Genomic DNA, 10,822 nt, shown 5'->3' with positions numbered 1-10,822 from the left:
CTGATTAGTTCGGTTTATTTTTTTTGGCAAGGGCGCATGCAGTCAGCGGAATTGTGCAAAATCCGGCCCTTGGCTTGGCCGTGGTGCCGGGGTATGACATGGCCCACCAAGACAGGATACACAGCCCGGGGGCAGGTATGAGCGATACCGACAGTTTTATTGATGAGGTCACAGAAGAGGTGCGCCGCGACCGGCTGTATCTGCTTTTGCGGCGCTGGGGCTGGGTCGGTGTTGTTGCCGTCGTGCTGATCGTCGGTGGGGCTGCATTCAACGAATACCGCAAGGCGCGGGATACCTCACAGGCTCAGAAGCTGGGCGATGACATTCTTGCCGCGCTGGCGGAAAACGATACGGCCGCGCGTGTCGCTGGCCTGGAGCAGGTGGACGTGTTGACGCCGGGTGGTGAGGCTGTGCGCAACATGCTTTTGTCCGCCTCACAGCTCGATGCTGATTCCCGGCAGGACGCGGTCGATAGTCTAAATGCTGTGGCCGTTCAGGGCGATTTGCCCGAGATTTACCGTGCTATTGCCAGCTTCAAGGCGCTGCTGCTTCAATCCGACACGATGCCCGCTGCAGACCGTCGGCAACAGTTCGAGGCTTTGGCCGCACCGGGCGCCCCGTTGCGCCTTCTGGCCCAAGAGCAACTGGCCCTGATCGACATCGCCGAGGGCGAAGTAGACGCCGCGTTGGAGCGATTGCAGGCGCTGCGTCAGGATGCAGAGGTCAGCGTGGATCTGCAGCAGCGCGCCGCGCAATTGATTGTTGCACTGGGCGCTGAGCCCGAGCCATTGGTCGCTCAGCAGGGCTAATCGGGCGGAACACAGGTTAATGACAGGCGAGTTCGGATTAAAATGGTAACAAGACTTTTCTCTCGCGTGGGACTGCCGATTGCGGCACTGGCCCTGACCGCTCTGGCCGCTTGTGAAGAACCCGAACAGATTTTGCCGGGCGTGCGCGAGGATATCCGACCCGCCTCAGACCTTGAAACGGTCGCCAAAAGCGGCTCGCAACCGATTAGCCTGCCATCGCAGAGTGCAAATGCAAGCTGGCCCCAAAGCCCTGGCACGCCAGCCTTCCGGACGTCCAATGCTTCGTTGCGTACGACACCTCAACGTATTTGGTCGGCCTCGATTGGGGATGGCGATTCCCGCAAACAACGAATTACGGCTGACCCGGTTGTCGCGGGGGGGCTGGTCTACACGCTTGACGCGGGGGCGACGGTTTCAGCGGTGACACCGCAGGGACAGGTCGCCTGGAGCACCAATCTGATTCCAGCAACCGACGGAGACGCGGATGCCACGGGCGGTGGTATGGCCTATTCGGGTGGCATTCTCTATGTCTCCTCCGGTTTTGGCCGTCTAACAGCGCTGGATGCCAAGACAGGCGCGATCCGTTGGCAGAAACGCCTAAACGCAACCGGCAGCGGCGCGCCTTTGGTGAGTAACGGACTGCTGTATCTTGTCGCCGGAGATGAAACCGGTTGGACCGTTGACACCAAGGATGGCCGCATTCAATGGCAGATCGAAGGCACCCCTAGCGTTGGCAACGTTCTGGGCGCACCTGCGCCGGTTGTGACCTCGGACCTAGCTGTCTTTGCCTTTGGTTCGGGTGATATCGCCGCAACATTCAAGCGGGGCGGGATCAGCCGTTGGAATGCCTCGGTGGCTGGGGGCCGCCGTGGACGCGCGACTGCGCGGATCGTCGACGTGACAGGTAGCCCAATGGTAGTGGGCGACACCATCTTCATCGGTAACCACTCTGGCCGTACCGTTGCGTTTGACGCGGGAACAGGTGAGCGTCGCTGGACTGCAGATGAAGGCGCGGTTGATACCGTCTGGCCCGCAGGCAACAGCATCTTCCTGATCAGCGATCGCAGCCAGCTGGTCCGCTTGAACAGCGCCGATGGTTCGGTGATCTGGGCGCAGGACCTACCGGGCTTTGTAAAGGACAAACCAAACCGTCGCGGTCCGATCGTGGCCCATTATGGCCCGATCATGGCCGGAGGGCGCATTGTGATCGCCTCGAATGACGGGTTCCTGCGGTTCTTCAACCCGGTGAACGGGGCGCTTGTGCATCAGGTCGAAGTTCCCGGAGGCGCGACCACCGCGCCTGTCGTTGCCGGACAAACACTGTATGTCGTGTCGACCAAAGGTGATCTACACGCTTTCCGTTGACCAAAAGATACGCTAAAGGGCGCATCTTGAGTCTTGAAAGTTGAGAACATGTCACTGACCCTCGCCATCGTGGGGCGCCCGAATGTGGGCAAATCCACTCTGTTCAACCGCCTTGTGGGCAAACGTCTGGCCTTGGTCGACGACCAGCCCGGCGTGACGCGCGACCTGCGCGAGGGTGAAGGGCGGCTGGGTGATCTGCGGTTCACCGTGATCGACACGGCGGGTCTTGAAGACGCAACTGATGATAGCCTTCAGGGCCGCATGCGCCGCCTGACCGAGCGCGCGGTCGATATGGCAGATGTCTGCTTGTTTATGATTGACGCGCGCACCGGCCTGACTCCGACCGACGAGATGTTTGCCGAGATTCTGCGCAAACGCTCCAAACACGTGATTTTGGCTGCCAACAAGGCCGAAGGGTCGGCTGCTGATGCCGGTGTTCTTGAAGCCTATAACCTTGGCCTTGGCGAACCAGTGCGCCTTTCCGGCGAGCATGGCGAGGGGATGACCGACCTTTACGCCCAGCTGATGCCTCTGGCGGATGCGGCTGAGGAAGAGGCCGAAGACGACGCTCCCGTGGTCGAGATTGAGCTGGATGAGGATGGAGAGGGCGAATCCCCTCTGATCACCATAGCGAAGCCGTTGCAGGTTGCCGTTGTCGGCCGACCGAACGCAGGTAAATCCACACTCATCAACAAGATCATGGGCGAGGATCGCCTTCTGACCGGCCCCGAGGCTGGGATCACCCGTGACGCGATCAGTCTTCGGGTCGATTGGGCCGATCCGGATGGCGAAAGCACTCCGATGCGGATTTTCGACACTGCGGGCATGCGCAAAAAGGCCAAGGTTCAAGAGAAGCTCGAAAAGCTCTCGGTCTCTGATGGACTGCGTGCGGTGAAATTCGCCGAAGTGGTTGTCGTCCTGCTGGATGCGGCCATTCCGTTCGAGCAGCAAGACCTTCGCATTGCCGATCTGGCCGAACGCGAAGGCCGTGCGGTCGTGGTCGCCGTCAATAAATGGGACGTTGAGGAAAACAAGCAGGAGAAACTGCGTGAACTCAAAGAGTCCTTCGACCGACTGCTGCCGCAACTGCGGGGCGCACCTCTGATCACCGTGTCAGCCAAAACGGGCCGGGGGCTGGAACGTTTGCGCGCCGCCATCTTGCGTGCGCATGATATCTGGAACCGCCGGGTACCCACCGCCGCGCTGAACCGCTGGCTGACCGCCATGCTCGAGCAGCACCCGCCGCCAGCCCCGCAAGGCCGCCGCATCAAGCTGCGCTACATGACCCAGGCAAAAACGCGGCCGCCGGGCTTTGTCGTTATGTGCTCGCATCCCGACAAGATGCCGGCCAGCTATACTCGCTATCTGGTCAACGGCCTGCGTGAGGATTTTGACATGCCCGGCACGCCGATCCGCCTGACGTTGCGCGGGCAAGGTGACAAGAACCCTTACAAAGGGCGGCGCAAGAAAAACGCCGGTGCCTTGGCCAAACACCTCAAGGGACGCGCGTAACTGCGCCAATTTTCAGCATTTTCAGCGCAAGGGCGTGACAGCGCCCTTTCTGCACGCTAGCATTCAGGAGCGTGCATTTGTTTCCTGTGCGCGGTCCGTCCTGCGGCGGGTCTGAATTCCTTTTGCTTCTCATTTAACCGGGCCATCGTGGGAGAGGGCTTGATGAATCTCAGAGACTACACGCGGCAATACGCGGTTCAGGACAACAGGCTTGCAGCCCTGAGCTATTTCGGAACCTTCGCCGTCTATTTTGCCTCGCTGGCCTTGGCGATTGTGAACGTGGACCACTGGTATGTCATGGTCCCAGCCGGGATCATCTTCGCCTTTTCCGCTGTGCGACTTTACGTGCTGCAACACGACTGCGGGCATCATTCCCTGTTCGAAACCCGGCAGCAGAATGAATGGGCGGGGCACGGCCTGTCGCCTTTCACCTTTGCCCCTTTTGAGGTGATGAAGCAGAACCACAATCTGCATCACGCAGGGATCGGCAACCTTGAGCATCGGGAGACTGGTGAAATCCACACCATGACCCTGCGGGAATGGAACGAGGCGGACTGGCTCAAACGTCTTGTCTATCGCCTGTACCGCAACCCGTTCATTCTGGTGCCGGTCGGTGCTTTGTTCACTTATTTCATTCGCTACCGGTGGCCCAAAAACACGGTGCGGTTTGGTGTAAAGGGCGTTGTTCTGCACAACCTCTCGATCGTCGTTTTTCTCGGGCTGCTTTATCTGATCGCCGGGACGACCGGTATTTTGGTCTGGCTTGTGTTTTCCTTGCTGGGTGGGATGCTGGGCGTATTCCTCGTCTACCTACAGCACAATTTCGAGGACACATATTGGGATCGTCGCCCGGAGCTGGATCCGCAGATCGCGGCGCTTCAGGGCTCGTCAGCGCTGGATTTCGGTTGGTGGTTCGACAACGCGGTGGCCTGTATCACCTTGCACGATATTCACCATTTCAACGCTCGCATTCCGTCCTACCGGTTGCGTGAGTGCCACTACAACCTGCCGCCCGAATACACCCCGCGTCGGATCAAGTTTCCCGAAGCCGTGGCCGCGTTAAATCTAAAACTGTGGGACGAAGACGCCAAGCGACTGGTGCCTTTTCCGAAAAAAGGGCAGACTGCTGACTTGGCCCATGGATCGTCATAGGCGCAGCTCCGCTTGAAGAACGTATATCCTGTGTATATACAGGTGACCAGGGAGATAGAGAAAGGACCCAGAATGACCGCATTGACCGAGATAAAAGGCGTTGGCGATACTCTCGCTAAAGGTTTGGCGGATAACGGTCTCAAGACCGCCGAAGCCGTTGCGAAAGCGAAACCGGAAGATCTCGTCAAGGTCCCCCGCGTCGGTGTGGCGCGCGCAGCGGTCCTGATTGCCGCTGCGAAAGAGGCGACCGCTGCGAAACCGGCGGCTGCCAAACCAGCCCCGCGTCGCGCGGCCGCTCGCAAACCTGCTGCCCGCAAGCCCGCTCCGCGTAAACCGGCGGCCCGACGCCCCGCTGCGCGCAAGACAGTTGTCGCCGCCGCTGCCGAGAAGCGCGCCGCCGAAGCCGCGCGCAAAGCGGCCGAGGAAAAAGCCGCTGCAGAAGCCGCAGAGGCGAAGGCCAAGAAGAAAGCCAAGGCAAAAGCCAAGGCTGAAAAAGCTGCGAAAAAGCGGGCCGAGATGGAGGCCGCGTTCTCAAAAGCCAAGGACAAGGTTAAAGCCAAGTCCAAGAAGGGGAAGAAATCCAAGAAGGACGACAAGTCCAAAAAGGCCGACAAGAAGAAAGATGCTGGCAAAAAGGATGCCAAGAAGTCGGACAAAAAATCTGACAAGAAGAAGGATAAGAAAAAGGCGAAGAAATAACCTTTCTGCGCCCTTTCAAGTGTTTCGAACCGGCACCGCGCAACGCGGATGCCGGTTTTCTTATGACAGCGTACCGTCCAGTTGCAGCGTCAGCTTGCCACCCAGATAGGGGGCAAGGGCATCGGGCAGGGTGACCGTGCCGTCTGCGTTCTGACCGTTTTCCAGTACAGCGATCAGGCAGCGACCCACCGCAAGGCCAGAGCCGTTCAGTGTGTGGACATATTCTGGCTTGCCACCGCCTTCGGGCCGGAAACGCGCATTCATGCGACGGGCCTGAAAATCACCACAGGTTGAGACCGAGCTGATCTCGCGATAGGTGTCCTGACCGGGAAGCCATGCCTCGATGTCAAAGGTACGGCGGGCGCCAAAGCCCATGTCGCCGGTACACAGGATAACGGTGCGATACGGCACGCCCAGCTTTTCCAGAATGCCCTCGGCGCAGCCCACCATGCGTTTTTGTTCGTCATCCGAGGTCTCGGGATGGGTGATCGAGACCATCTCGACCTTTTCGAACTGGTGCTGACGCAGCATTCCGCGGGTGTCTTTGCCCGCCGAACCGGCCTCGGACCGGAAGCAGAGCGAATGCGCGGTATAACGGCGGGGCAGGTAGCTTTCCTCGATCATCGTGTCGTTGACGATGTTGGTCAGCGAAACCTCGGAGGTCGGGATCAACCACCAGCCTTCGCGGGTCTGATAGCTGTCCTCGCCGAATTTCGGCAGCTGGCCGGTGCCCTGCATCATCTCGGACAGAACCAGAACCGGGCCGTTGACCTCGGTCAGTCCGTTTTCGTTGATATGCGTGTCCAGCATGAACTGAGCCAGTGCACGGTGGATACGCGCAACGCCGCCGGACAGCAGCACAAAGCGCGAGCCAGAGAGTTTCGCTGCGGTTTCGAAATCCATACCGTTTTGAACGGCCTCAATCTCAAAATGCTCTTTTGGGGCAAAGTCCATTTCGCGCGGGGTACCCCAACGGCTCACCTCGACATTGTCGTTCTCGTCGGCGCCCTCTGGCACATCGTCGGCGGGTAGGTTGGCAATACGGATCAGTTGGTCTGTCAGCAGAGCGTCCAGATCCTTGGCCTCGGTCTGCATCCGGGCGATTTCGGCCTTCTTTTCAGCTACTAGCGCGCGCAGACGCTCAAATTCGGCCTCATCACCGCGGGCTTTGGCCGCGCCGACTTCTTTCGAAGCTTTGTTCTGTTCGGCCTGTGCGGTTTCTGCGGCCAGAATCTTGGCGCGGCGGCTTTCGTCCAGCCGCAGCAGGTCTGACGACACCGGCGCGTCCCCACGGCGCGCGAGAGCGGCGTCGAAAGCGGCTGGATTTTCGCGAATGGCGCGGATGTCGTGCATAGTTCAGATCCTTGAATGCAGTGAATCACTGCGACTGCTTATGCACCATATATCGCGGAGGGTGTAGCGCTGGTTAACCAAACTACGCCTAACTGTCCGGCTCCTCATCGTGATGAGCCAGATGTCCGTCCCATTCCCCGGGCGGAATCTTTGGTTCGGGCGGGTCAGCGATGTAGGAGGGGGTCATGATCTGCACGTTATTCTCGTTGAATACGGCCACAATGTTGCGATGCAGATCTGACCGAATCTTGGGAATAATGCTGCCTCGGGTAGTGTATCCGTTGATCTGGTAGTTGATCGCGTAGTCGGCCAGCGCGGTCCACAGAACAAAGGGCTCGGGCTTGGCCTTGATCCCTTTGGTGCGATTGGCGGCCTCGATCAGCATTGCCTCGATCTTTTCGGGTGGCTCTTCATAGCCGATGCCAACGGTTGTGTGCAGCAACAGCCCGCTGCCATCTGTTTTCTTCGAAAAATTCACCACGTCCGAATTCATCAGCTGCGCATTGGGGATCGAGATTAACTCGTTCTTGATGGATTTCAGATGTGTTTCCATCAGTTTGATCTGCACCACGTCACCGATGTGGTCTCCAATCTGAATACGGTCCCCGATCGAGGTTGAGCGGCGATAGATTACAAACAGCCCGGCCAGCATGTTCGACACGACTGAGTTCGCGCCCAACGACAGCATTGCGCCGACCAGAATGGTCAGGCCCTGAAATGCCGCCGAATCCGAGCCTGGAATGTAGGGCACGGCAAAAACCAGCGCGATCAGTATCACGACCACTCGGGCAATGTTGAAGGTCGGGTTAACCCAATGCTTCTCAAAATCGCCCATATCGAACGATCCCGCTTCGACCGCGTCAAAAAAGACCCGCATGCCCTTGATAATATACAAAGTTACCCAGGCGATCAGGCCAAGCATGATCATGTTTGGGATATAGCTGAGGATGCCTTTGAAGATAAGGAGGACCGGCTCGGTCAGATAGGTCAGCAGCAATTGCGCGAAATACCGGGTTTCGGCAAAGGCCAATAAGACGAACGACAGGTAGTAGTAGAAACCCAGGAAGAAAATCACCAGCAGAGCGAAATTCAGACCGTAACGCACCAAGGCTGCAATGGCCTCGGCTTGAACGCTCTTGGCCGTGGCGGTTTCCACGTCCTTCAGGTAGCGCTTCACGAATCTCAGTGTCCGCCGCCGTATCCTGCGGTGCAGCCACAAGATCATCACGATAAAGACAACGAAGCCCAAGGTCCAAGCCGCGGCTTCGATAGCACCTGAAACCCGCGCCTGTTCTGTTCGATTCAAACGGTAGGCCTCAATAGCCTGTTTGATCGCATTGCCGTGCAGAACGCTGACAACGCTGAGTTCCATCTGGTCCAATTCTGCATCGGCTTCGGTGACGATCGAAACCCGTTCACCATCAACCAGAACCCAGGTGCCGAACTCGGTTTCCTCAAAGCTGATCGTGACCTCGGACGCGTCCGACGCTTCGGCGATTTCTATGATCTTGTCTTGAACTTCTTCGGCACGCTCGGGGGCGGGTAGTGCGCTTGAGCCTCGAACCTGAAACAGAACGTCCCCGTCGATTATGACTGGGGCCATAAAAGATTCTGATTCTGCAGCTTCTGGCACAGGCGTATCGGTCGGTGACTCTTGCGCCTCGACAGGTTGGCTTAGCCAAAGGGCTGCTGCCATTGCAGTCAGCAAATAACGTAGCGAATGGAAGGGTTTGAATTGCCGTGCCATGTGTCCCCCTTGTTGGGAACTATACCCGGTTTGAACAGTGTTCCTAGGACATATCTGCAACGTTTTGACGGTTCTTGTGGCGGCAGGTGTGCGTTCAGGTGGGTCACGCTGCCGCCATTGCTTGCAAACACGCATATCAGCGCATAGGTTCCCGCCAAATTTGCGGAACGGTGCCGCAGGTCAAAGAAAAAGGAATATCCCATGGAAGGTGGCGCAATCGCCCAGTTTCTCCCGCTGATCCTGATCTTCGCGATCATGTATTTCCTGCTGATCCGTCCGCAGCAAAAGAAGATGAAAGAACACCAGGCCATGGTCGAAGCTGTGCGCCGTGGCGATCAGGTCGTCACACAGGGTGGTCTGATCGGCAAGGTGTCGAAGGTCAAGGAAGGCGACAACGAGATCGAGGTCGAGATCGCCGAGGGCGTTAAGGTTCGTGTGGTCAAATCGACCATCGCTCAGGTTCTGAACAAGACCGAACCTGCGAAGTAACTTCGCCTTACAATTCCTTGAAAAGGCAGGGTTATGCTGCAAATTGATACCTGGAAGCGGGTTCTGATCTGGCTGGTCTGTGTGACCGGCCTGCTCTTGGCTCTGCCGAATGCGTTCTACACGCGGGTCGAACAATCTAATGACGCCAAAGCCGCGATTGAGCTTGGCGCGGATACGCCCGAAAATCAGGCCGAGGCGGCGCAGTGGCCGAACTGGCTGCCGTCCTCCTTGGTCAATCTGGGCCTCGATCTGCGGGGCGGTGCGCATCTGCTGGCCGAGGTCAAGGTCGAGGATGTCTACGAATCCCGCATGGAGGCGATGTGGCCCGAAATCCGCGACGCCCTGCGGGATGAGCGTTCCACCGTTGGCACGATCCGCCGTCAGGACTCGGACCCCGATCAGATTCGCGTCCGCATCAGCCAGCCCGAGGGGATGTCGCGCGCGCTCGAAACCGTTCGCGGTCTAGCCCGTCAGGTTCAGACGCTGACTGGTGTCGGTGCGACTGATATCGAGGCCTTTGCCGATGGCGATACAATCGTCGTGCAGCTTTCCGAGGCGGAGAAGCTGGCCTCAGATGATCGCACTGTGCGCCAATCGCTTGAGATCGTGCGCCGCCGGATCGATGAGGTCGGTACGCGTGAACCCACCATTCAGCGCCAAGGTGCGGACCGCATCCTCATTCAGGTTCCCGGAATCGGAAGTGCAGGCGAGCTGAAAGAGATCATCGGCACCACGGCGCAGCTGACCTTCAACCCCGTTGTTGGTCGTGGCACGGACCCGGATGCCACTGCCGGTATCGGTGAAGAAGTGGTGCCGTCGATTGACGAAAGCGGAGTGTACTACACGCTTGAATCCTCTCCGGTCGTGACTGGGGAAGAGCTGGTGGATGCGCAGCCCTCGTTCGATCAGAACGGCCGTCCCGCGGTCAGCTTCCGGTTCAACACGTCGGGCGCGCGAAAATTCGGCGACTATACGCTGGAAAATATCGGCGCGCCTTTCGCGATCGTGCTAGATGATGAGGTAATCTCGGCCCCTGTGATCCAAAGCCACATTCCCGGCGGCTCAGGCATCATCACAGGCAACTTCACGGTCGAGGAAAGTACTAACCTTGCTATCCTGCTACGGGCAGGGGCCTTGCCTGCCGAGTTGGAGTTCCTCGAAGAACGCACAATCGGCCCCGAATTGGGTCAGGACAGCATCGACGCAGGTAAAGTCGCCACTATGGTAGCCTTTGCCGCGGTACTGGTTTTCATGGCGCTCAGCTACGGTTTGTTTGGCGTCTTCGCCAACATTGCCTTGATCATCAACGTGGGCCTCTTGTTCGGCCTGCTGTCGCTGATCGGCGCGACGCTGACCCTGCCGGGCATTGCGGGTATCGTTCTGACGGTCGGTATGGCCGTCGACGCCAACGTGCTGATTTTCGAACGTATCCGAGAGGAACTGAAATCTGCCAAAGGCCCTGCGCGTGCGATTGAGTTGGGCTATGAAAAGGCCCTGTCGGCCATCGCGGATGCCAACGTGACCACCTTCATCACGGCGGTGATCCTGTTTGCCATGGGCAGCGGCCCCGTGCGCGGATTTGCCATCACTCTGGGCCTGGGCATCCTGACCTCGGTCTTCACCGCGATCTTCGTGACGCGCCTGATGGTCGTCATGTGGTTCGAGCGCCGCCGTCCGAAAACGATCGAGGTTTGAT

General features: G+C 58.5%; 9 protein-coding genes. 7 read left to right on the top strand and 2 right to left on the bottom strand.

From position 1 onward, the window contains the following. Positions 1-137: 137 nt before the first annotated feature. The 5 genes from ACR3FB_RS10575 to ACR3FB_RS10555 all read left to right on the top strand — a co-directional run bounded on the left by ACR3FB_RS10575 (position 138) and on the right by ACR3FB_RS10555 (position 5,537). On the top strand, positions 138-809 hold the full coding sequence (locus ACR3FB_RS10575; RefSeq protein WP_170552958.1) for a hypothetical protein: 672 nt from the start codon (positions 138-140) through the stop codon (positions 807-809). A gap of 42 nt (positions 810-851) precedes the next feature. Beyond that, positions 852-2,174 (top strand): PQQ-like beta-propeller repeat protein, encoded by a 1,323-nt coding sequence (locus ACR3FB_RS10570; RefSeq protein WP_480563983.1) that lies wholly within the window; start codon positions 852-854, stop codon positions 2,172-2,174. 48 nt (positions 2,175-2,222) lie between these two features. After that, a complete protein-coding gene (der, locus tag ACR3FB_RS10565) occupies positions 2,223-3,686 on the top strand; it encodes a ribosome biogenesis GTPase Der (protein WP_170676506.1) in 1,464 nt (487 codons plus the stop codon). Positions 3,687-3,848: 162 nt separating this feature from the next. Beyond that, a complete protein-coding gene (locus ACR3FB_RS10560) occupies positions 3,849-4,838 on the top strand; it encodes a fatty acid desaturase (protein WP_170676504.1) in 990 nt (329 codons plus the stop codon). Positions 4,839-4,910: 72 nt separating this feature from the next. After that, positions 4,911-5,537 (top strand): helix-hairpin-helix domain-containing protein, encoded by a 627-nt coding sequence (locus ACR3FB_RS10555; RefSeq protein ID WP_480563985.1) that lies wholly within the window; start codon positions 4,911-4,913, stop codon positions 5,535-5,537. 60 nt (positions 5,538-5,597) lie between these two features. Here the strand turns inward: ACR3FB_RS10555 and serS are convergent, their stop codons facing one another. Continuing rightward, positions 5,598-6,890 (bottom strand): serine--tRNA ligase, encoded by a 1,293-nt coding sequence (gene serS / locus ACR3FB_RS10550; RefSeq protein WP_480563987.1) that lies wholly within the window; start codon positions 6,888-6,890, stop codon positions 5,598-5,600. An 88-nt stretch (positions 6,891-6,978) separates the two neighbouring features. Next, complete coding sequence (locus ACR3FB_RS10545; protein WP_480563989.1) at positions 6,979-8,493, bottom strand: mechanosensitive ion channel family protein; 1,515 nt, start codon at positions 8,491-8,493, stop codon at positions 6,979-6,981. Between the two features lie 345 nt (positions 8,494-8,838). Between ACR3FB_RS10545 and yajC the strand changes: the two genes are divergently transcribed. Then, a complete protein-coding gene (gene yajC, locus ACR3FB_RS10540) occupies positions 8,839-9,126 on the top strand; it encodes a preprotein translocase subunit YajC (protein ID WP_155151194.1) in 288 nt (95 codons plus the stop codon). Positions 9,127-9,159: 33 nt separating this feature from the next. Next, the gene (gene secD, locus ACR3FB_RS10535) at positions 9,160-10,821 is read left to right on the top strand and encodes a protein translocase subunit SecD (protein ID WP_480563991.1); all 1,662 of its coding nucleotides are present in this window, start codon (positions 9,160-9,162) and stop codon (positions 10,819-10,821) included. Position 10,822: the final 1 nt, after the last annotated feature.

The sequence above is a fragment of the Ruegeria sp. AO1 genome, assembly GCF_056535985.1.
Note: the sequence above shows the minus strand (reverse complement) of the source record. Positions and strands in the feature narration are given on the sequence as shown.

Coding starts and splice junctions, on each gene's coding strand:
- ACR3FB_RS10575 (WP_170552958.1), top strand. CDS start 138: ATGAGCGATACCGACAGTTTTATTGATGAGGTCACAGAAGAGGTGCGC.
- ACR3FB_RS10570 (WP_480563983.1), top strand. CDS start 852: ATGGTAACAAGACTTTTCTCTCGCGTGGGACTGCCGATTGCGGCACTG.
- der (WP_170676506.1), top strand. CDS start 2,223: ATGTCACTGACCCTCGCCATCGTGGGGCGCCCGAATGTGGGCAAATCC.
- ACR3FB_RS10560 (WP_170676504.1), top strand. CDS start 3,849: ATGAATCTCAGAGACTACACGCGGCAATACGCGGTTCAGGACAACAGG.
- ACR3FB_RS10555 (WP_480563985.1), top strand. CDS start 4,911: ATGACCGCATTGACCGAGATAAAAGGCGTTGGCGATACTCTCGCTAAA.
- serS (WP_480563987.1), bottom strand. CDS start 6,890: ATGCACGACATCCGCGCCATTCGCGAAAATCCAGCCGCTTTCGACGCC.
- ACR3FB_RS10545 (WP_480563989.1), bottom strand. CDS start 8,493: ATGGCCCCAGTCATAATCGACGGGGACGTTCTGTTTCAGGTTCGAGGC.
- yajC (WP_155151194.1), top strand. CDS start 8,839: ATGGAAGGTGGCGCAATCGCCCAGTTTCTCCCGCTGATCCTGATCTTC.
- secD (WP_480563991.1), top strand. CDS start 9,160: ATGCTGCAAATTGATACCTGGAAGCGGGTTCTGATCTGGCTGGTCTGT.